Source organism: Pseudoxanthomonas sp. 134C1 (assembly GCF_057773065.1).
This window is the reverse complement of the sequence record NZ_JBYMTH010000005.1, coordinates 77,490-99,502: the sequence shown is the minus strand read 5'-3', so window position 1 is coordinate 99,502 and position 22,013 is coordinate 77,490. Positions and strand designations below refer to the sequence as shown.

Sequence of the window (22,013 nt, the reverse complement as noted above, 5' to 3'; positions counted from 1 at the left end):
GCGCAGTGCGAAACGATGCGCGCCGATATCCCCGTTACACTGCGCCGATGAGCAGCCATTTCACCCTGTCCCGTCGTGCGCAGGCGCTGACCAGTTCGGCGATCCGCGAAATTCTCAAGGTCACCGAGCGTCCGGAGGTGATCTCCTTCGCCGGCGGCCTGCCGTCTCCGGCGACCTTCCCGATCCAGCGCATGCGCGAGGCCACCGACAAGGTATTCGCCGAAGCGCCGCAGGCCGCACTGCAATACGGACCGACCGAAGGCTTCACGCCGCTGCGCGAATGGATTGCCGCGCGCCACAGCCGCGACGGCGTGACCGTCCGGCCCGGCCAGGTGCTGGTCACCACCGGCTCCCAGCAGGGCCTGGATCTGCTGGGCAAGGTGCTGATCGACGAAGGCAGCAAGGTGCTGGTGGAAACCCCGAGCTATCTTGGCGCGTTGCAGGCGTTCTCGCTGTTCCAGCCGGCGTTCTCGGCGATGCGCAGTGATGACGAAGGCATCGTGGTCGATGCGCTGGACGAAGCGCAGCTGCGCGGCGGGCGTTTCATGTACTGCCTGCCGAATTTCCAGAATCCGACCGGCAGGCGCCTGCCGCTGGAACGCCGCCGGGCGCTGATCGCGCGCGCGCGCGCCGCCGGCGTGCTGGTGGTCGAGGATGATCCGTACGGCGAGCTCGGCTACCAGGGCGAACAGTTGCCCAGCCTGCTGTCGATGGATCCGGACAACGTGGTCTACATGGGCTCGTTCTCCAAGGTGCTCGCGCCCGGCCTGCGCCTGGGCTACCTGATTGCACCCGAGCCGCTGCACGCCAAGCTGGTGCAGGCCAAGCAGGCGGCCGACCTGCATACGCCGTCGTTTTCGCAGCGAATCGTGTTCGAGGCGGTGCAGGGCGGATTCCTGGACCGGCACATTCCCGAGATCCGCAAGCTCTACGGCGATCAGTGCGAACTGATGCTGTCCGCGCTGCAGCGTCATTTCCCGGCGGAAGCGAAATGGAACCGACCGGCCGGTGGCATGTTCATCTGGGTCACGCTGCCGGAAGGCATCGACGCCAGTGCGCTGCTGGCACGGGCGATCGAACAGAACGTCGCGTTCGTGCCGGGCGCGCCGTTCTTCGCCGTCGCCCCGCAGCCGAACACGCTGCGGCTGTCGTTCGTGACCGTGTCGGCCGAGAAGATCGAGCAGGGCATGGCGCGGCTGGGCGCCCTGGTGCGCGAGGAAATCGCCGCCGCGGTGGCCTGAAACATCCCTGTCGGGCGCCTTGCGGGAGCGACGCGAGTCGCGATACCCAGGAAATCATGGCGGCTCATTCGCGACTCACGTCGCTCCCGCAAAGGAAAGAAGGCCGCCGTCTTCGCCGAAGGGGCCGGCTCGGCTACCATGCCGGGCATGGAAACCACGCCCACCCGCATCCTCATCCACGGCGCTTCCGGGCGCATGGGCCAGGCCCTGTTGCGCCTGGCCGCCGAACAGCCGCAGCCGCTCCAGGTGGTCGCGGCGGTGATGCGGAAATCGCCCGCGCAGCGGGTGGTCGAGGGCGTGCCGTACTTCGCGGCCAGCGAGCTGGCGGGGGTGCCGGCGTTCGATGTCGCCATCGACTTCAGCCTGCCCGAAGGCTTCGATCCGGTGTTGGCGCTGTGCGTGCAACGTGGCGCGGCATTGGTCTCGGGCACCACCGGCCTGGGCGAGGCGCAGCAGGACGCGCTGGCGCAGGCGGCCACGCGGATACCGCTGGCCTGGGCCTCCAACTTCAGTCTGGGCGTCGCGGTGCTGACCGAACTGGTCGAACGCGCCGCGGCGGCGCTGGGTGGCTGGGATTGCGACGTGGTCGAATCCCATCACGTCCACAAGAAGGACGCCCCCTCGGGCACGGCACTGACCCTGGGCGAGGCGGCCGGGTCGGCCGGTGCGCCGGTCCACTATGCCAGCCTGCGTGCCGGCGACATCGTCGGCGAACACCTCGTCCAGTTCACCGGGCCGGGGGAGCGCATCGAACTGGTCCATCGCGCCACCAATCGCGACATCTTCGCGCGCGGCGCGCTGCACGTGGCGCACCGGTTGGCCGGCCGTGCGCCCGGGCAGTATCGCGTCCGCGACCTGCTCGACTAGGACGGCTTTCCCGCGTGTCCGTGGTGGTCCGCCACGGGCAGGCGGCAGGACGCGGACAAACGAAGTCTTGATGGAACCTTGCTTCCGCATCGCCGCGTCAGGCGATTGCTTCGCACCGGGCGATGGACGTCCGCGTCCGCGGACCCCGGTGGATGTTGCGGCGCGATAGGCGACGCAACCCGGAGAGGGAGCGTGCGAACGCAGGGAGCCGGCCTCGCATGGACATGCGTCCGAATGTGCGCCCTATATGTCTAAAGTCATTTGACGGAGCGTTCAGCCACCGGCAAGAATCCGGCACGCACCGCAATCGCGAACATCGTCTTCATCCGCGTCATCCCGCGTCATCCCGCGTCATCCCGCTTCATTCCGTCCGTTCCGTTCCAGCTCCGCGCTGCGGGGCTCATCGCTGGAGAGCAAGCCTTGCGCAGACGTGACTTCCTGGCCTACAGCGGCCTCAGCCTCGGCGGCTTGATGCTGCCGGCGTACTTCGGCAAGGCCATCGCCGCCGAGGAATTGCAGACTTCCCTCGATGTCGGCCTGAAGAAGCGCCTGGCCGACACCGCCATGACGGCGGCCAAGGACGCCGGCGCCAGCTACTGCGACGTGCGCATCGGGCGCTATCTGCGCCAGTTCGTGATCACCCGCGAAGACAAGGTGCAGAACGTGGTCAACACCGAATCCACCGGTGTCGGCATCCGCGTGATCGCCAACGGCGCCTGGGGTTTCGCCGCCACCCACGAGCTGACCGCGCAGGGCGTGGCCCGGGCCGCGCAGCAGGCCGCCGCGATCGCCAAGGCCAACAGCAAGGTGCAGAGCCGGCCGGTGCAACTGGCGGCCACGCCGGGCGTGGGCGAGGTGGCGTGGAAGACGCCGATCCGCAAGAACGCGATGGCCGTGCCGATCAAGGACAAGGCCGACCTGCTGCTCGGCGTCAACGCGGCGGCGATCAACGCCGGCGCGGACTTCGTCAACTCGATGCTGTTCCTGGTCAACGAACAGAAGTATTTCGCCAGCACCGACGGCTCCTACATCGATCAGGACATCCACCGCATCTGGGTGCCGATGACCGTCACCGCCATCGACAAGGCGAGTGGCAAGTTCCGCACCCGCGACGGCCTGTCGGCGCCGATGGGCATGGGTTTCGAGTACCTGGATGGCGACGCCTCGGGCAAAATGGCCTCGCCCAACGGCGTGATCAACTACGGCCTGTCCTACGACATGAAGGAAGACGCCATCGCGGCGGCCAGGCAGGCGCGCGCCAAGCTCAAGGCGCCGTCGGTGAAGCCGGGCAAGTACGATCTGGTGCTGGATCCCTCGCATACCTGGTTGACCATCCATGAATCGGTCGGCCATCCGCTGGAACTGGATCGCGTGCTCGGCTACGAAGCCAACTACGCCGGCACCAGCTTCGCCACGCTGGACAAGCGTGAGTCGCATTTCCAGTACGGCAGCGACAAGGTGACCATCTTCGCCGACAAGGTGCAGGACGGCAGCCTGGGCGCGGTCGGCTACGACGACGAGGGCGTCAAGACCAAACGCTGGAACCTGATCACCGACGGCAAGCTGGTCGACTACCAGACCATCCGCGACCAGGCCCACATCCTCGGCAAGACCGAATCCGACGGCTGCTGCTACGCCGACTCCTGGTCCAGCGTGCAGTTCCAGCGCATGGCCAACGTCTCGCTGCAGCCCGGCAAGCAGAAGCTGAGCGTGGCGGACATGATCAAGGACGTCGAGAACGGCATCTACATCATCGGCGACGGTTCGTTCTCCATCGACCAGCAGCGCTACAACGCCCAGTTCGGCGGCCAGCTGTTCTACGAAATCAAGAACGGCAAGATAACGCAGCAGATCGAGGACGTGGCCTACCAGATCCGCACGCCGGAATTCTGGAACGCCTGCGCGGCGGTGTGCGACGAGAGCGACTACCGCCTGGGCGGCTCGTTCTTCGACGGCAAGGGGCAACCCGGCCAGGTGTCGGCGGTGTCGCACGGTTCTTCGACCGCGCGCTTCAACGGCATCAACGTCATCAACACTGCCCGCAGCCTGGGGTGAGGCGTCGAGCCGGGCCTGCCCGGTTCCACCGAATCCCGAGGTTCCCGATAGCGAACGGCAGCGGAGCGCGCTCCGCCTTACGAGAGAATCCCAGAACATGAGCATCCTTACCGAAGCGCAGGCCAAGGCCATCCTGGACAAGGTCATCGCGCTGTCCAAGGCCGACGAGTGCACGGCCAGCCTGAGCGGCAGCATCAGCGGCAACATCCGGTTCGCGCTCAACGATGTGTCCACCAGTGGCATCGTCAGCAACGCGGATCTTGCGGTGCAGGTGGCGTTCGGCAAGCGGGTGGGTGTCGCCACCATCAACGAGTTCGACGATGCCGCGCTGGAGCGCGTGGTCCGTCGTGCCGAGGATCTGGCGCGACTGGCGCCGGAGAATCCGGAGTTCATGCCGGCCATCGACAAGCAGACCTACCAGGCCAGCCCGACCTTCAGCGAGTCCACCGCCGCGATCACGCCCGAGTTCCGCGCCGATGTGGCCGCCGCGTCGATCGCGCCGTGCAAGGCGGAGAAACTGATCGCCGCCGGCTTCCTGGAGGACGGCCAGAGCTTCGTCGCCTTCGCCAACAGCAAGGGCAACTTCGGCTACCAGCGCGCCACCAGCTTCGACTACACCTGCACCGTGCGCACCGAGGACGGGCGCGGCTCGGGTTGGGTGGGCCGCAACCTGAAGGACGCCAGCGCGTTCAAGGCCGACAGCGACATCCGCACCGCGATGCGCAAGGCCAGCGAATCGGCCGACGCCAAGGCGCTGGAACCGGGCAAGTACACGGTGATTCTGGAACCGGCCGCGGCCGCGGGCCTGATTTCCTTCATGATGAATTTCTTCGACGCCCGCCAGGCCGACGAAGGCCGCAGCTTCCTGTCCAAGAAGGGCGGCGGCAACAAGCTCGGCGAGCAGGTCTACGACCCGCGGGTCAACCTGACCGCCGATCCCTGGCATCCCGAGGCTCCGGTGTTGCCATGGGATGGCGAGAACCTGCCGCGCGAGAAAATGGCGATCGTCGAGAAGGGCAAGATTGCCAGCCTGGACTATTCGCGCTTCTGGGGGCAGAAGCAGGGCAAGCGCGTGGTCGGCTCGCCCGGCAACCTGCTGATGGCCGGCGGCGACAAGTCCACCGCCGAACTGGTGAAAAGCACCCAGAAGGGCATCCTGGTCACCCGCACCTGGTACATCCGCCTGGTCGATCCGCAGACCGTGTTGCTGACCGGCCTGACCCGCGACGGCACCTTCTACATCGAGAACGGCGAGATCAAGTACCCGGTGAAGAATTTCCGCTTCAACGAGTCGCCGGTGATCATGCTCAACAACATCGAGGAACTGGGCAAGCCGGTGCGCGTGGCCGGTGACGAGTCCTCGTTCGTGATGATGATTCCACCGATGAAACTGCGCGACTTCACCTTCACCTCGCTGTCCGACGCGGTCTGATCCGTTCGCGTCCCTTCCCGGTGACGGGAAGGGACTGGGCGGGCGGACCGCGCCCATGCGGCCACGCCCTGTCCGCGCAACCGTTCGCCCCCGAGATGCTTGTGCCGTTGATGGATTCCCTGTTCATGTCGTCGCGCTTCCCGCTCACGCGTGGTTCGTTCCCGTCGCGGACCGGAACGGGCAGGGCCGACGGGTGACCCGGGCCGAATTCCTGCGCCTGATGCTGGGCGGAATGGCCGGCGCGCTGCTGGGGACGCCGCGCGAGGCGCGGGCGGCGGCGGCCTACGACTTCTGGTTCACCCGCCTGCGCTATGACTCGGGCGACTGGGACGTGGACCAGCGCATGCCGTCCAACCTGATCACGTCGCTGATCGACTACACCGGCCTGCGGGTCGACCCGAAGGAGCATGTGCTGGCGCTGTCGGATCCGCGCGTGCTGTCGGCGCCGTTCTGCTACCTGGCCGGTCACAAGCTGGTCGAATTCAATCCGGCCGAGCGGCGCAACTTCGAGCGCTACGTGCGCAATGGTGGCTTCGTGTTCGTGGACGACTGCAACCACGACATCGATGGCCTGTTCGCCAAGTCGTTCGAAGCGCAGATGGCATCCCTCTTCGGTGCGAAGGCGATGAAGAAACTGCCCGACAGTCATCCGCTGTACCGCAGCTTCTTCCGCTTCGACGGGCCGCCGGCCACCGGCTTCGAGCTCAATGGCTGGGGTGACGACCTGGTCCACGAGTACCTGCAGGGGATCGAAATCAACGGCCGCCTGGGCGTGCTCTACAGCAACAAGGACTACGGTTGCGAATGGGACTACGACTGGCGCAACAAGCGGTTCCTGGCCGAGGACAACACGAAGTTCGCGGTCAACATCGTCATGTACGCGCTGAATTCATGAACCGGACGCCCGCCGCCGCGCGATCGCGGCCCCGTCGCCTTTTTTCTTCACGGGATTTCAGATGAACGAACTTTCCGAAACCGACATCCGGACGCAACTGGATCGGCTGGTCTCCCTGCGCAATGCCATCGGCCGCGCCATCGTCGGCCAGGAAGCCGTGGTGGAGCAGTTGCTGATCGGATTGCTCGCCGGTGGTCATTGCCTGCTCGAAGGCGTGCCGGGCCTCGGCAAGACGCTGCTGGTGCGGACGCTGGGACAGGCGCTGGAACTGCAGTTCCGGCGCGTGCAGTTCACTCCCGACCTGATGCCCAGCGACATCCTCGGCACCGAACTGCTCGAAGAGGAACACGGCACCGGCCATCGCCGATTCCGTTTCCAGCCCGGCCCGGTGTTCACGAATCTGCTGTTGGCGGACGAACTCAACCGCACGCCGCCGAAGACCCAGGCCGCCCTGCTGGAGGCCATGCAGGAACGCACGGTCAGCTATGCCGGCGTCACCCATGCGCTGCCATCGCCGTTCTTCGTGCTCGCCACCCAGAATCCACTGGAACAGGCGGGCACCTATCCCTTGCCGGAGGCGCAGCTCGATCGGTTCCTCCTGCACATCCGCGTGGATTACCCCAGCGAGCAGGAGGAGCACGACATCCTGTCGCAGACCACCGGAAGCCAGACCTGCGAAGTGCCGCAGGTGATGCGGGGGGGCGATGTGCTGACGCTGCAGCAGTACGTGCGACAGGTCCACCTGGGCGAGGATCTGCTGCGCGGAATCACCCGCCTGGTACGCGCGAGCCGACCGGGCGAGGGTGCGCCGGAAGAGGTGCGCAAGTACGTGAAATGGGGCGCCGGCCCGCGCGCGGGCCAATCGCTGGTGCTGGCGGCGAAGGCGCGCGCCTTGCTGCACGGGCGCCTGGCCGCCACCCGCGATGACGTCGCCGCGCTGGCCGCGCCGGTGATGCGTCATCGCCTGTTGCTGTCGTTCGCGGCCGAGGCCGAGCAGAAGAGCGCCGACGACGTGATTGCCGCGCTCCTGCGCGACGTGCCGCTGGCGCGGTCCTGACCGTCCACGCGCGATGTCGTACGACCCGATCCCGCCCGAGGTGCGCAGCCGCCTGAAGGACCTGCGGTTGACCTCGCGTCGCGCCGTCGGCGGGCAGGGCATCGGCCTGCATCGCAGCCGCAGCCGGGGGGCCGGACTGGAGTTCGCCCAGTATCGCGCCTACGAGCCGGGCGACGAGCCGCGCCAGATCGACTGGAAGCTGTATGCGCGTTCGGATCGCTTCTTCGTGCGCGAAGCCGAACGCGAGAGTCCCCTGGCGGTGTGGATCCTGATCGACGCCAGCGCCTCGATGACGCAGGCCGATGTTGACCGTCCGGAAGGATCACGCCTGGATGCGGCCAGGGCGCTGGCGGCCTGCCTGGCGGAACTGGCGCTGCGCCAGGGCGATCGCTTCGGTCTGGTCGCGCTGCACGAGGCGGGCCTGCGGGTGGTGGCGCCCGCGACGGGCGTGCGCCAGCGCGATCGCCTGCTGCTGGAACTGCATGGCCTGTCCGCCGGGGGCGGTTTTCCCGGACCGCAGGCACTCGCGCCGTTGTGGGAACGCATCGGCGCCGGAGATCTGGTGATCCTGCTGGGCGATTGTTTCGACGACGCCAGCGTCGCCCTGGCCGAACGGCTGGCGGCCGCGCGTCGCGAAGTGCTGGTGATACCGCTGCTGACGGTGGAGGAACGCGACTTCACCTTCACCGGCGGCCACCGCTTCCGGGATCCGGAAACCGGCGAGGAACTGCTCGGCGACGGCGCGGCCATGCGGGCCGAATATCTGGCGCGTTTCGCCGAAGCCCGGCGCGAACTCAAGGCGCGTCTGGATGCCAGCGGCATCCGTCACGCCGACTACTTCCTGGATCAGCCGCTGGATCTGCCGCTGCGACGGCTGTTCGGTGCCCGTGACGCCGCGGAGTACGCGTGAGCCTGGCCCTGCTGGTGCCGGTCGCACTGGCGGCGCTGGGCGCGCTGCTGCTGCCGTTGCTGGTGCACCTGGCCCGGCGCAGCGAACAGCGGCCGACCGATTTCGCGGCGTTGCGCTGGCTGCGGCAGAAACCCCGGCCGCGCCATCGGATCCGGTTCGACGAGCGCTGGCTGCTGGTGTTGCGGTTGTTGTTGCTGGCGCTGATCGCGTTGTGGCTGGCACGGCCGGTGCTGCAGGGCGGCGCCAGCGAACGGCCGTGGACGGTGGTGCTGCCCGGGGTGGATGCAGAAACGCTGCGCCGCGATGCCGACGGTCGCGCCGAACTGCGCTGGCTGGCGCCGGGTTTCCCGGCCCTGGATACGCCCGCGCCGCGCGGACGCGTGCCGATGGCCAGCCTGTTGCGGGAGTTGGATGCGGACTTGCCATCCGGCGCGACGCTGACGATGGTGGTGCCGGCGTGGTTCGACGGCGCGGATGCCGAGCGCCCGCGACTGTCACGCACGGTGGACTGGCGCATTGTGGAACGTCCTGCGCCCAGCCCGGAGCGCGTCGCGGTGATCGCACCGGAAGCGCTGGCCATACGCCACGCCGCGGATCGGCAGGATGGCGTGCGCTACCTGCGCGCCGCGGTGGAAAGCGGTTGGTCCGAGCCCGCGGTGAAGACGCGACTGTCGGTGGGCCCGCCGGAACAGCCGCTTCCGGTGGATGCCCGCGCCCTGGTCTGGCTGGCATCGGGCGACCTGCCGGCGCCAATCCGCGAATGGATCGCCGATGGTGGCGTCGCCCTGCTGGACGCGCGCGTACGCGTCGATCCGGCGGTCGCGATGACGCCGTACTGGTCCGATGCCGGCGCGGTACTGGTCGAAGGCGGCGCATGGGGACGGGGACGCGTGCTGCGGCTGACCCGCCCGTTGCAACCGGCGGCGATGCCGCAGTTGCTGGAACCCGCATTCCCCGCGCGGCTGCGAAGCCTGTTCGCGCCACCCGAGTCCGCACCCGCCCGGGTGATGGCGCGCGACTACGCACCGCAAGCCGGCGCTGCCGCCTATCCGCAGGCGCCCCGTGATCTGCGACCCGGGCTGGCGCTGTTGATCGCGTTGGTGCTGGTACTGGAGCGCTGGTGGGCGACCCGTCGCCGACGGAGCGCGGCGCCATGAGCGTCACGCACGCGCTGAGTCCATGGCTGGCGGCGATCCGTCGGCGGGTGATCGCCGATATCGCGTTGATGGGGGTGCCGTGGGTGGCCGCCATCGCCGTCGCCGGGTGGCGTGGAGGGGGATGGCCGGCGGCAGTGGTCGGTGCTTTGCCCGCGATCCTCATCGTGGCGCTGCTGGCAGGATGGCGTGCGCGTTCGTTCGGGCGGTCCTGGCTGGTGGCGCGTCTGGATGCGCGCCATGAAATGGAGGACAGCAGTGATCTGTTGTTCGTCGAACCGGCACGCCTGAATGCCCTGCAGCGCCTGCAACGCGCGCGCATGCAACAGCGCCTGGACGCGCGCGGCGGGTCCGGGCTGCGGCCGGGCTGGTCGCGGCGCGGGCTGGCCGCGAGCTGGGCCGTGGGCGCGCTGGTGGTGGCCGTGCTGCTGGTCCGGCCACCGGATCACCCCGCGACGGTGACGCTGGCGCCCAGCGACGAGCAACTGCCCGCCGTGGCCGGCGTGCCCCGGCTGGTGGCGCAGCACCTGCGTGTCGTTGCACCGGCTTACACACGCCAGCCCGCGCGTGACGAGGCCAGCCTGGACGCGTGCGCGCCGCAGGGATCGCGTCTGCAATGGACCCTGCGTTTCGCACCGCAACCCGAGGCGGCCGAACTGGTGTTCCATCAAGGCCGGCGCCTCGCGCTGGCGCGGACCGGCGATACCTGGACCGCTTCGACCACGCTGGATCAATCGGTGCTGTATCGCGTGCTGCCGCGTGGTGCGCCGGCGCAACCGGCGCCGCGCCTGCATCGCATCGATGCGATTCCGGATCGCCCTCCGCAGATCACGGTGCTGGCGCCGGATCGCGGGCTCAGTCTGCTTGCGCCGGGCCAACGGCGCTGGCCGCTCTCGTTCGAGGCCCGGGACGATCACGGGGTCGCGTCACAGGCGCGCTTGCGGGTGACGCTGGCGCAGGGAAGTGGCGAGAACATCCAGTTTCGCGAACAGATCCTGCCGGTGCCGGGCAGGGGCGGCGCGACCGCGCGTCGGTTCGACATCGCCCTGGATCTGGCGGCGCAGGGCTTCGCCATCGGCGACGATCTCATCGTTCAATTGGAAGTCGCCGACAATCGCGCCCCCCGGCCGCAATCCGCGCGCAGTCCCAGCCTGATCCTGCGCTGGTCTTCGGATCCGGGCGGCGAGGCCAGCGGGCTGGAAGGCATGGTCAAGAAAGTGCTGCCGGCGTATTTCCGCAGTCAGCGCCAGATCATTCTCGATGCCGAGGCCCTGCAAAAGGAAAAGCGCCGGCTCGCCGGGGATCGTTTCCTCGCGCGATCGGATGCGATCGGTGTGGATCAGCGCATCCTGCGCCTGCGCTACGGTCAGTTCCTGGGCGAGGAAGCCGAGGGCGAACCGAAGCCGCCGCCGACCAACGATGCGGAAGATGCCCAGGGCAAGGAGGCGGGCGGCGAAGCCGCCCATCACGACGGGGACGGGCACGATCATGCGGAGGCGCCGGTTGCCGGCGACACCGCGGCGCAGGGCGTCGGCAGGGAACAGGATGTGCTGGCCGAGTACGGACATACCCACGATCACGCCGAAGCGGCGACGCTGCTGGATCCGGATACGCGCGCGACGCTCAAGCAGGCGTTGGACCAGATGTGGCAATCCGAACTGCATCTGCGCCAGGGTCGTCCGGATCAGGCGCTGCCGTTCGCTTACAAGGCACTGGGGTTCATCAAGCAGGTGCAGCAGGCCACCCGCATCTATCTGGCGAGGGTGGGACCGGAACTGCCGGGCATCGACGAGACCCGCAGGCTGAGCGGCAAGCGCGAGGGATTGGCGCGGCGGGAGCTGGCGCTCGCGCCTGCGACGCCCACCGAGGCGGTGCCCGCGGCCGCCTGGAAAGCGCTGGAAGAGATTCCGGGCGGGGCGGAGGCCGATGCGGTGGACCTGGATGCCCTGCAGCGCTGGTTGCACGACAACGAAGCGCGCGTGGCCGATCCGCTGTCCCTGTTCGCGGCCATCGACGCGGTGCGCGGCGATCCGGATTGCCACGATTGCCGGCAGCGCCTGCGCGGCCTGCTGTGGACGGTGCTGGCGCGGCCGCCCGCGCAGGTCCGGCGCCGTACCACCGACGCGGCGGGTGAACGCTATCTCGACGCCCTGCGGCGGGAGGGCGCGCCATGAACCTCTCCGTGCTGCTGGCGGGAGTGCTTGCGTTCGCGGCCGTGCTGGGCATCGTGCGCCTGCTGTGGTGGCAGCGGCGCGCGGTGGAACCGGCGCGCGCATGGCGCCTCGTCGTGCTGCTGCTGGCCCAACCGGTGTACGCGTTGCTGCTGTACTTCGTCCTGGTACCGCCCACGTCGCCGGGTCGAGCCGGCACGATGACGGTGTTGACCGCGGGGGCGCAGGCGCCACGCATCCCGGACCCGGCCGCCGGCGACGTCCTGATCGCGCTGCCCGAGGCGCCCGCCGCGACGGGTGCCGAACGCGTCCCGGATCTGGCGACCGCCCTGCGCCGGCATCCCGGCATGCGGCAACTGCATGTGATCGGCGCGGGCCTGGAGGCGCGCGATCGCGACGCCACGCGCGGATACGGCCTGACGTTCACGGCGGCGCCGCTACCGCGTGGCCTGATACGCCTGGATGTACCGGAGCAGGTGATGGCGGGCGCGCCGTTCACGCTCACGGGTCGCGTGCATGAGGTCGATGGCGCGATCGTGGAACTGCTGGATCCTGCCGGCCGTCGGCTCGATGCGGTCGTCCCGGACCGGATCGGTGATTTCACCCTCGATGGCGCCGCGCGCGCGTCCGGACTGGTGGAGTTCCGGCTGCGTGTATCCGATCGGCAGCGCAGGCGCGTGGAGGACGTCGACGTACCGATCCGGATCGTCGCCGAGCCCGCGCCACGGGTCCGGGTGCTCGCCGGCGCGCCCAATCCGGAATGGAAGTACCTGCGCCGCTGGATGACCGATGCGGGGATGGAGCCGCACGTCCAGATCCAGGTCGGCGCCGGCCTGCAACTGGGCGATGCGCCGCTGCCGCTGGACGCGGCCACGCTCGCGCGCTTCGATCTGCTGGTGCTGGACGATCGCGCCTGGGCCACGCTGGATGGCGCGTCGCGCGCCGCGCTTGCGTCCGCGTTGCGGGGTGGACTCGGTGTACTGCTGCGTGTCGAGGGACCGTTGCCGGAAACCACCCGCCGCCAGTTGCGGGAACTGGGCGTCGTCGTATCCGGCGGCGGCGAAAGCAAGGACTTCCGGTTGGCATCCACGCGCGAGGACGAGCACAGCCTGCGTGCGAGGCGCGGCGCGGGCAGCCGGGATGCGCCCATCGACGCGGAAGCCACTGGCGTCCCTCTGTTGAGCCGGCGAAGCCTGCGCGACGGTTCGGTGGACGCACTGCCGTTGTTGCGCGACGCCGACGGTGTCGCGGTGGCGGATTGGCATGCCGTGGGCCGTGGCCGGATCGGCGTGTGGCCGTTGACCGACACTTTCCGGCTGACCCTGGCCGGTCGCGATGATCGCCACGCGGCGCTGTGGAGCGAAGCCTTCGCCACGTTGGCACGCGCAAGAAGCGGGTCGCCCCCGACCCTCGAATCGGAGGCGCGGGCGGGGCGTGGGATGCGCCTGTGCGGCATCGGCGGAGACGCCAGGGTCGTCGCGCCGGATGGCACGACCGCGACCCTGTTGCCGGATCCCGCCAGCGGCGGCCGGGCGTGCGCCGCCTACTGGCCGCGTCACCGTGGCTGGCACCGGCTTCGCCAGGGCGACCTGGAATCGGCTTTCCCGGTGCGCGCCGCCGGCGAGGCCCCCGGCCTGCGGGCCATGGCGCTGCGGGAAGCCACCCGGCAACGGGTGGGGGCGCCCGCCACCGCGCCTGCCGCCGCGATGGCCGCACCGCCACGGCGCGGCGATGCCTGGCCCTGGTGGCTGGCGTGGCTGTGCTTCAGCGTCGCGTTGTGGTGGTTCGAACGTTCGCGCCTGGGGCGCGCGGGCCAGGCCACGGCGTCCCCGCACTGAGGCGAAGAAAGCCGCCTTCGCGGCGGCCGGCGCGCGCTCGCCAATGAGGCGTCCACCCGCGCATCCGCCGCCTGAACAGCGACCGGGACACCACTGGACTGCGAATGGATCGGTCAAAAAACTGTAGCGCGGGAGGGGGCTCGCCCGTATAATTCCCGCTCGCCTGTTACCCACCGCCCCGGACCGGAAAATCACCGAGTCCGCGGTTTCTTGCAGCCGCAAGTTGGAGGGGCAGGGTTCCTTCACCCCAAGGCGAACCCCGTGACTCAACCCGCAATCCTCGTACTCGAAGACGGCACCGTATTCGAGGGCGAATCCGTAGGCGCAGACGGCCTTTCGGTCGGCGAAGTGGTGTTCAACACCGCGATGACCGGCTATCAGGAAATCCTGACCGACCCGTCCTACGCCCGCCAGCTGGTCACCCTGACCTATCCCCATATCGGCAACACCGGCTGCACCGACCAGGACGACGAAGCGCGCCAGGTCTGGGGCGCCGGCCTGATCGTGCGCGACGTGCCGCGCCGGCCCAGCAGCTGGCGCAGCCAGGTGGCGCTGCCGGAATGGCTGATCGCCCGCGGCATCGTCGCCATCGCCGGCATCGACACCCGCAAGCTCACCCGCATCCTGCGTGACCGCGGCGCGCAGAACGGCGCGCTGATGGCCGGCGCGGACGTGGACGTGGAGAAGGCGCTGGAAGCCGCCCGCAAGTTCCCCGGCCTGAAGGGCATGGATCTGGCCAAGGTGGTTTCCACGACCGACCGCTACGCCTGGAAGGACGGCCAGCTGGATCTGGATCGCGGCGAGTTCGTCCACGCCGAACCGAAGTTCAAGGTCGTGGCCTACGACTTCGGCGTCAAGCACAACATCCTGCGCATGCTGGCCGAACGCGGCTGCGAAGTGACGGTGGTGCCGGCGCAGACCCCGGCCGCCGAGGCGCTGGCGCTGAATCCGGATGGCATCTTCCTGTCCAACGGACCGGGCGATCCGGAACCCTGCGACTACGCGATCGACGCCATCCGCGAATTCGTGGCGAAGAAGATCCCGACCTTCGGCATCTGCCTGGGTCACCAGTTGCTGGCGCTGGCCGCCGGCGCGAAGACTCTCAAGATGGGCCATGGCCACCACGGCGCCAATCATCCGGTCCAGGATCTGGATAGCGGCCGGGTGATGATCACCTCGCAGAACCACGGCTTCGCGGTCGACGAGAGCAGCCTGCCTGCCAACGTGCGGGTCATTCACCGCTCGCTGTTCGACGGCACCAACCAGGGCATCGAACTGACCGATGCGCCGGCGTTCTCCTTCCAGGGACATCCGGAAGCGTCGCCCGGCCCGCACGACGTGTCGCCCCTGTTCGACCGTTTCGTTGCCAGCATGGAACGCACGGCGTGAGCCGCCTGCGGCCGCGCCTGCTGTTGGCGGCGGGACTGCTGGCCAGCGCCGGCGCCGTCACGGCCGCGCCGGCCACGATCGATGTCGTGGCCCGCGAGCGGATGACCGAGTACCTGGTCGACATGTTCCCGATCCACCGCATCTTCGCGCAGTTGATGGAAAAGGATCCGGAGGCCCTGGAGGCGGAACTGGACGGAAAGCAGATTGCCTGCTTCAACCAGCAGGTCGCGCGGCCGGCTTTCGTGGCGCGCAAGCGGCGTGCGGTCGACGCCTACGCCGACGAGGTTCCCGATGAGTTCCAGGCCGCGCTGAAGTTGCTGGACGAGGGCGCCGGCGATGCGATGAAGGAACTGGGCGGGTTTTCAATCGACAACGCCCTGTCCGGCGACGGGCACGGCTTCGACCCGGCCGGAATGGCCCCGGATCGACTCGTTTCCTTCATGACCTTCGCCTACGGCCCGCCGTACCGGCGCCTGCGCGAACTGTCGGGCTACGGCGAGTTCACCGAGCAGGACGAGGACCAGCCTTCGGCCAGCGATCTCCAGTTGAAGGCGCTGGCCACCGAAATCTCCGATGCCTGCGGCATCCCCCCGAAATTCTTCGAGTAAGCCCATGCCCAAGCGCACCGACATAAACACCATCCTCATCATCGGCGCCGGCCCGATCGTCATCGGCCAGGCGTGCGAATTCGACTATTCCGGCGCCCAGGCCTGCAAGGCGCTGCGCGAGGAGGGTTACCGGGTGGTGCTGGTCAACAGCAACCCGGCCACCATCATGACCGACCCGGAAATGGCCGACGCGGTCTACATCGAGCCGATCAACTGGCAGACGGTCGAGAAGATCATCGCCAAGGAAAAGCCCGATGCGCTGCTGCCGACCATGGGTGGCCAGACCGCGCTGAACTGCGCGCTGGACCTGGCCGACCACGGCGTGCTGGAAAAGTACGGCGTCGAGCTGATTGGCGCTTCGCGCGAGGCTATCCGCATGGCCGAGGACCGCGAACTGTTCCGCGTGGCGATGGGCGAGATCGGCCTGGAATGCCCGCGCGCCGCGGTCGCCCACACGCTGGAAGAGGCGATCGAGATCCAGACCCGCGTCGGTTACCCGACCATCATCCGCCCCAGCTTCACCCTGGGCGGCAGCGGTGGCGGCATCGCCTACAACCGCGAGGAACTGGTCGACATCGTCACCCGCGGCCTGGAACTGTCGCCGACCACCGAAGTGCTGGTCGAGGAATCGGTGCTGGGCTGGAAGGAATTCGAGATGGAAGTGGTTCGCGACACCGCGGACAACTGCATCATCGTCTGCTCCATCGAGAACCTGGATCCGATGGGCGTGCACACCGGCGACTCGATCACCGTCGCCCCGGCGCAGACCCTGACCGACAAGGAATACCAGCGCCTGCGCGACGCCTCCATCGCCGTGCTGCGCAAGATCGGCGTGGACACCGGTGGCTCCAACGTGCAGTTCGGCGTCAACGCCGAGACCGGTCGCGTGGTGGTCATCGAAATGAATCCGCGCGTGTCGCGCTCCTCCGCGCTGGCCTCGAAGGCCACCGGCTTCCCGATCGCCAAGGTCGCGGCCAAGCTCGCGGTCGGCTACACGCTGGACGAGCTGAAGAACGAAATCACCGGCGGCAAGACCCCGGCCTCGTTCGAGCCGACGATTGACTACGTCGTCACCAAGATCCCGCGCTTCGCGTTCGAGAAGTTCCCGCAGGCCGACGCCCGCCTGACCACCCAGATGAAGTCGGTGGGCGAGGTGATGGCGATGGGCCGGACCTTCCAGGAATCGCTGCAGAAGGCCCTGCGTGGCCTGGAGACCGGCAAGGTCGGCCTCGACCCCACCGGCCTGGATCTGTCCAGCGAGGATGATCTGACGCAACTGCGCCGCGAACTGAAGTCGCCGGGCCCGGAACGCCTGTTCCATGTGGCCGACGCCTTCCGCGCCGGCATGAACGTGGAGCAGGTGCACGCGCTGTCGTTCATCGATCCCTGGTTCCTCGACCAGATCGAGGAAATCATCGCCGACGAGAAGCAGATTGCCGCCGATGGCCTGGGTTCGCTGGACGCGCGCCGCATGCGCCGCCTGAAGCGCATGGGTTTCTCCGATGCGCGCCTGGCCCAGTTGGCCGGCACCGACGAAGCCGCCGTGCGCGTGCTGCGCAAGGCGCTGGGCGTGAAGCCGGTGTACAAGCGCGTCGACTCCTGCGCGGCGGAATTCGCCACCGGCACCGCCTATCTGTACTCGACCTACGAGGACGAGTGCGAAGCCGAGCCGACCTCGCGCGACAAGATCATGATCCTCGGCGGCGGTCCCAACCGCATCGGCCAGGGCATCGAGTTCGACTATTGCTGCGTGCACGCGGCGCTGGCGCTGCGCGAAGACGGGTACGAGACCATCATGGTCAACTGCAATCCGGAAACCGTCTCGACCGACTACGACACTTCCGACCGTCTGTACTTCGAGCCGCTGACGCTGGAAGACGTGCTGGCCATCGTCGAGCTGGAACAGCCCAAGGGCGTGATCGTCCAGTACGGCGGCCAGACTCCGCTGAAGCTCGCACGCGCGCTGGAAGCCAACGGCGTGCCGGTGATCGGCACCTCGCCCGATTCCATCGATCTGGCCGAGGATCGCGAGCGCTTCCAGCAGCTGGTCGAGAAACTGGGCCTGAAGCAGCCGCCGAACCGCACCGCCCGCACCGACGAGCAGGCGCTGGCCCTGGCCCGCGAGATCGGCTATCCGCTGGTCGTGCGTCCGTCCTACGTGCTGGGCGGCCGGGCGATGGAAATCGTCTACGGCGAATCCGACCTGGCGCGCTACGTGCGTGACGCGGTCAAGGTATCCAACGATTCGCCGGTGCTGCTGGATCGCTTCCTCGACAACGCGGTCGAGGTGGACGTGGACATCATCGCGGACAGCACCGGCAAGGTGCTGATCGGTGGCGTGATGGAGCACATCGAGGAAGCCGGCGTGCATTCGGGCGATTCGTCCTGCTCGTTGCCGCCGTACTCGCTGTCGGCCGCCACCCAGGACGAACTGCGCCGACAGGTGGTCGAGCTGGCCAAGGCGCTGAACGTGGTCGGCCTGATGAACACCCAGTTCGCCATTCAGTCCAACGACGACGGCGACGACACCGTCTACCTGCTGGAAGTGAACCCGCGCGCCTCGCGCACGGTGCCCTTCGTGTCAAAGGCCACCGGCGTGGCGCTGGCCAAGATCGCCGCCCGCTGCATGGCGGGCCGCAGCCTGGAAGAGCAGGGCGCCACCGCCGAAGTCGTGCCCGACTACTACTCGGTGAAGGAGGCGATCTTCCCGTTCGCCAAGTTCCAGGGCGTGGACCCGATCCTGGGTCCGGAAATGCGCTCCACCGGCGAAGTGATGGGCGTGGGCCGCAGTTTCGGCGCGGCGATGGCGCGCGCGCAGGAAGCCGGCGGCATCAAGGCGCCGCAGCCGGGCAAGGCGTTCGTGTCGGTGCGTGATCCGGACAAGAAGCGCGTGTTGCCGGTGGCCCAGGCGCTGGTCGAACGCGGCTTCAGCCTGGTCGCCACTCAGGGCACCGCGGCATGGCTGCGCGAGCATGGCTTCGCCTGCGAGCAGATCAACAAGGTGGTCGAAGGGCGTCCGCACATCGTCGACCTGATCAAGAACGGCGAGATCGTGTATATCGTCAACACCACCGAAGGACGGCAGGCCATCGCCGATTCCTTCTCCATCCGGCGCGAGGCCCTCCAGCACCGCGTCACCTACTCGACCACGATTGCCGGCGCGAAGGCGCTGGTCCATTCGCTGGAATTCCGCGGTACGGGCCCGGTCTGGGCCCTGCAGGAACTGCACAAGGAGCTGCAAGGGTGAGAGCACCACTAACCATGAAGGGCGCGCAGCGGCTGCGCCAGGAACTGGATCTGCTGAAGACGGTGAAGCGACCCGAGGTCATCACCGCCATCGCCGAAGCGCGCGCACACGGCGATCTGAAGGAGAACGCCGAGTACCACGCCGCCCGTGAGCAGCAGGGGTTCATCGAAGGCCGCATCAAGCAGCTGGAGAGCGAGCTTTCGCACTCGGAAATCATCGACATCACCAAGCTCAACGCCGGTACGCGCATCGTGTTCGGCGCCACGGTGACCCTGGCCGACGTGGAGACCGACGAGGAAAAGCGCTATCAGGTCGTCGGCGACCTGGAAGCGGACATCAAGCAGGGCCTGATCGCGATTTCCTCGCCATTGGCCCGCGCGCTGATCGGCAAGCACGAAGGTGACGCGGTCACCATCGATGCGCCCGCCGGACAGCGCGAGTACGAAATCGTCGGCGTCAGCTACTCCGACTGACCCGGCGATGGCGACGGCCACCCTGCTGCTGCCCGCGCGCCACCGGCTGGCGGGCCAGCCGCTGCCGGTCGATGTCGCCCGCGCCCTGGGACGGGCCGATCGCCAGAGCGGGCAGGCCGGCGAACGCGAACAGCTTCGCCGGCATTTCCGCCTGGTGCCCGATCACTGGCCGGTGGCCGCGCTGACCCGGCAACTGGACGCCGGCGACGCCGAAGGCGCCAACTGGCTGCGCGCGGATCCGGCGCGGGTCTCGCCGGACATGAACGGCGCGCGGATGCTCGCCTATGGCGAGGCGCTGGCACTGGATGCGGAGGACACCGACCAGTTGCTGCCGGCGCTGAAGCCGTTGTTCGGCGACGCCGGTTTCCTGCTCGACGCACCGCAACCCTCGCGCTGGTATCTGCGTCTGCCCGCGGAAGCGCGGCTGCCGGCATTTGCGCCGATCAACGACGTGCTGGGCGACGATCTGTTCGCGCACCTGCCCGAGGGCGATGACGGTCGCCGCTGGCGCGCGTTGCTGACCGAGGCGCAGATCGTGCTGCACAACCATCCCTGGAACGCGCGTCGCGTCGCGGCCGGCAAGGCGCCGGTCAATTCGCTGTGGTTCTGGGGCGGTGGCCGGCTGCCGCAGTCGGTGACCACCCGGTTCCGCCAGGTGAAAGGCCAGGACGCCCTGCTGCGGGCGCTTGCGCACGCGGCCGGCGTGACCGCCGAAGGCGAGGGCGGAGCGGTCGACGCACTCATCGACCTGCGCCACCTGCGGCAACTGGACGTACTCGTCCGCGATGCCCTGCAGCCGCTGCTGGCCGCGCTGGCGCGGAGCGAACTGCGCGTACTGGAACTGGATTTCGAGGATGGCGACCGGTTCATCCTGCGTCGCGATCAGCGTTGGCGCTTCTGGCGTCGCCCGTTGACGCGCCTGGGCGGCGTGGACGCCGGCCTGACCGCATGACCGCCACGCGAATTCGCCGGCGCGAAGCCGTTGCGACCGGCGACTGGCCATCCCGGGTGCTGCCCCTGTTGCGGCGTGTGTACGCCGGTCGCGGGATTGTCGAGGCCGGTGGCGCGCAGCCGCGGCTGGCGCAGCTGCTGCCGCCCGATGCGCTGGGCGGCCTGGATGCCGCCTGCCGCCTGCTGCGGGCGGCCATCGACGAACGCCGGCATATCGTGGTGGTCGGTGATTTCGATTGCGACGGCGCGACCGCCTGCGCGCTGATGGTGCGTGGCCTGCGTGCGCTTGGCGCGGAGCGGGTCACCGCGACGGTGCCCAACCGGATGGCGCATGGCTACGGCCTGTCGCCTTCACTGGTGGACGAACTGGTCGCGCTGGCGCCGGAACTGCTGGTCACCGTCGACCATGGCATCGCCTGCCACGCGGGCATCGCGCGCGCGCGCGAACACGGATGGCAGGTGCTGGTGACCGATCACCATCTGCCCGGTGAAGCGCTGCCGGTGGCCGACGCCATCGTCAATCCGAACCTGCGCGAGGACGGCTTTCCCAGCAAGGCGCTGGCGGGCGTCGGCGTGGCGTTCTACGTGCTGCTGGCCCTGCGCCGCGCGCTGCGCGATGCCGGCCGCTGGCCGCAGGGCAGCGAGCCGGACCTGACCACGCTCCTGGATCTGGTCGCGGTTGGCACGGTGGCCGATCTGGTGCCGCTGGATGACAACAACCGGGCGCTGGTGGGGGCGGGCCTGCGCCGCCTGCGCGGCGGGCAGGGCAGCGCGGGCCTGCAGGCCCTGATCGAAATCGCGGGACGCGACGCCCGCCACCTGACCGCCTCCGACATCGGCTTCGCGATTGCCCCCCGGCTCAATGCCGCCGGGCGCCTGGAAGACATGTCGCTGGGCATCGAATGCCTGCTGTGCGACGACCCCGCGCAGGCGCGGGAAATGGCCGCCACGCTCAACGAGATCAACGCCGAACGACGTGGCGTCCAGCAACAGATGGTGGATGAGGCACAGATCGCGCTGGCGAAACTGGCAGCGCTCGAAGCCGAACCCCCGCTCGCGCTGTGCCTGTTCGACGCCGAGTGGCATCCCGGCGTGGTCGGACTGGTCGCCTCGCGCATCAAGGACGGCCTGCATCGCCCGGTGATCGCCTTCGCGCCGGCCGAACCCGGCGCGGATTCGTTGCGCGGATCCGCGCGTTCGATTCCCGGATTCCACATGCGTGACGCGCTGGCGGCGGTCGACGCGGCGAATCCGGGCATGATCGAGAAGTTCGGCGGCCACGCGATGGCCGCGGGCCTGAGCCTGGCGCAGGCGCACTTGCCTGCCTTCGAGTCCGCTTTCCGCCAGATCGCCGCGCAATGGCTGGACGACAGCCTGCTGCAGGCCGAGTGGCTGAGTGACGGCGAGCTCCTTCCCGAGGAATTCGACCGCGTCCACGCCGAAGCGCTGCGTGACGGCGGGCCCTGGGGACAGGGCTTTCCCGAGCCGCTGTTCGACGGCGAGTTCGAGGTGATCGACTGGCGCGTGGTCGGCGCGAAGCATCTGAAGTTCTCGCTGCGCCTGCCCGGACGCGCGCAACCCCTGGGCGCCATCCAGTTCGGCGGCTGGCGCGAGCAGGCCAGGCCCAGGCGCGTCCACGCCGTCTACCAGCTGGACACCGACGACTATCAGGACCGCCGGGGCATCCAGTTGCTGATCCGTCATTGGGTGGCCGTGCCGTAACAC

Annotated in this window: 16 protein-coding genes; all 16 read left to right on the top strand. The window is 68.7% G+C overall.

All coding sequences use genetic code 11. The features are described 5' to 3' along the window. Positions 1-47 precede the first annotated feature (47 nt). The 16 genes from AC3DEZ_RS11690 (at position 48) to recJ (ending at position 22,010) form a co-directional block, all read left to right on the top strand. On the top strand, positions 48-1,241 hold the full coding sequence (locus AC3DEZ_RS11690; RefSeq protein WP_488388361.1) for an aminotransferase-like domain-containing protein: 1,194 nt from the start codon (positions 48-50) through the stop codon (positions 1,239-1,241). A gap of 147 nt (positions 1,242-1,388) precedes the next feature. Continuing rightward, complete coding sequence (gene dapB / locus AC3DEZ_RS11685) at positions 1,389-2,108, top strand: 4-hydroxy-tetrahydrodipicolinate reductase (RefSeq protein WP_488388360.1); 720 nt, start codon at positions 1,389-1,391, stop codon at positions 2,106-2,108. 420 nt (positions 2,109-2,528) lie between these two features. After that, positions 2,529-4,163: a TldD/PmbA family protein gene (locus tag AC3DEZ_RS11680; RefSeq protein WP_488388359.1), complete on the top strand. Its 1,635-nt coding sequence runs from the start codon at positions 2,529-2,531 to the stop codon at positions 4,161-4,163. A 97-nt stretch (positions 4,164-4,260) separates the two neighbouring features. Continuing rightward, on the top strand, positions 4,261-5,595 hold the full coding sequence (locus tag AC3DEZ_RS11675; RefSeq protein WP_488388358.1) for a TldD/PmbA family protein: 1,335 nt from the start codon (positions 4,261-4,263) through the stop codon (positions 5,593-5,595). Positions 5,596-5,815: 220 nt separating this feature from the next. Then, positions 5,816-6,490 carry a DUF4159 domain-containing protein gene (locus tag AC3DEZ_RS11670; RefSeq protein ID WP_488388502.1) on the top strand — a complete coding sequence of 225 codons (675 nt, stop codon included), beginning with the start codon at positions 5,816-5,818 and terminating at the stop codon, positions 6,488-6,490. A gap of 61 nt (positions 6,491-6,551) precedes the next feature. Continuing rightward, positions 6,552-7,547: an AAA family ATPase gene (locus AC3DEZ_RS11665; protein WP_488388357.1), complete on the top strand. Its 996-nt coding sequence runs from the start codon at positions 6,552-6,554 to the stop codon at positions 7,545-7,547. A 13-nt stretch (positions 7,548-7,560) separates the two neighbouring features. After that, positions 7,561-8,457, top strand: coding sequence for a DUF58 domain-containing protein (locus AC3DEZ_RS11660; protein WP_488388356.1), 897 nt, complete (start codon positions 7,561-7,563; stop codon positions 8,455-8,457). Next, entirely contained in the window at positions 8,454-9,614 is a 1,161-nt protein-coding gene (locus tag AC3DEZ_RS11655; RefSeq protein ID WP_488388355.1) for a BatA domain-containing protein, read from the top strand. Before AC3DEZ_RS11660 ends, AC3DEZ_RS11655 begins: the two co-directional genes overlap by 4 nt. Beyond that, positions 9,611-11,785, top strand: coding sequence for a hypothetical protein (locus AC3DEZ_RS11650; RefSeq protein WP_488388354.1), 2,175 nt, complete (start codon positions 9,611-9,613; stop codon positions 11,783-11,785). The genes AC3DEZ_RS11655 and AC3DEZ_RS11650 overlap by 4 nt, the downstream gene beginning before the upstream one ends. Next, positions 11,782-13,620, top strand: a complete 1,839-nt coding sequence (locus AC3DEZ_RS11645) for a carboxypeptidase regulatory-like domain-containing protein (RefSeq protein ID WP_488388353.1) — start codon at positions 11,782-11,784, stop codon at positions 13,618-13,620. The genes AC3DEZ_RS11650 and AC3DEZ_RS11645 overlap by 4 nt, the downstream gene beginning before the upstream one ends. Before the next feature lie 261 nt (positions 13,621-13,881). Then, the gene (gene carA / locus AC3DEZ_RS11640) at positions 13,882-15,009 is read left to right on the top strand and encodes a glutamine-hydrolyzing carbamoyl-phosphate synthase small subunit (protein WP_488388352.1); all 1,128 of its coding nucleotides are present in this window, start codon (positions 13,882-13,884) and stop codon (positions 15,007-15,009) included. After that, entirely contained in the window at positions 15,006-15,617 is a 612-nt protein-coding gene (locus AC3DEZ_RS11635; RefSeq protein WP_488388351.1) for a hypothetical protein, read from the top strand. Before carA ends, AC3DEZ_RS11635 begins: the two co-directional genes overlap by 4 nt. A gap of 4 nt (positions 15,618-15,621) precedes the next feature. Then, the gene (carB, locus tag AC3DEZ_RS11630) at positions 15,622-18,864 is read left to right on the top strand and encodes a carbamoyl-phosphate synthase large subunit (protein ID WP_488388350.1); all 3,243 of its coding nucleotides are present in this window, start codon (positions 15,622-15,624) and stop codon (positions 18,862-18,864) included. 14 nt (positions 18,865-18,878) lie between these two features. Then, on the top strand, positions 18,879-19,337 hold the full coding sequence (greA, locus tag AC3DEZ_RS11625) for a transcription elongation factor GreA (RefSeq protein ID WP_447105247.1): 459 nt from the start codon (positions 18,879-18,881) through the stop codon (positions 19,335-19,337). 7 nt (positions 19,338-19,344) lie between these two features. After that, complete coding sequence (locus AC3DEZ_RS11620) at positions 19,345-20,289, top strand: phosphoglycerate mutase (protein WP_488388349.1); 945 nt, start codon at positions 19,345-19,347, stop codon at positions 20,287-20,289. Continuing rightward, positions 20,286-22,010, top strand: coding sequence for a single-stranded-DNA-specific exonuclease RecJ (gene recJ, locus AC3DEZ_RS11615; protein WP_488388348.1), 1,725 nt, complete (start codon positions 20,286-20,288; stop codon positions 22,008-22,010). Before AC3DEZ_RS11620 ends, recJ begins: the two co-directional genes overlap by 4 nt. The last annotated feature ends 3 nt before the right edge of the window (positions 22,011-22,013 follow it).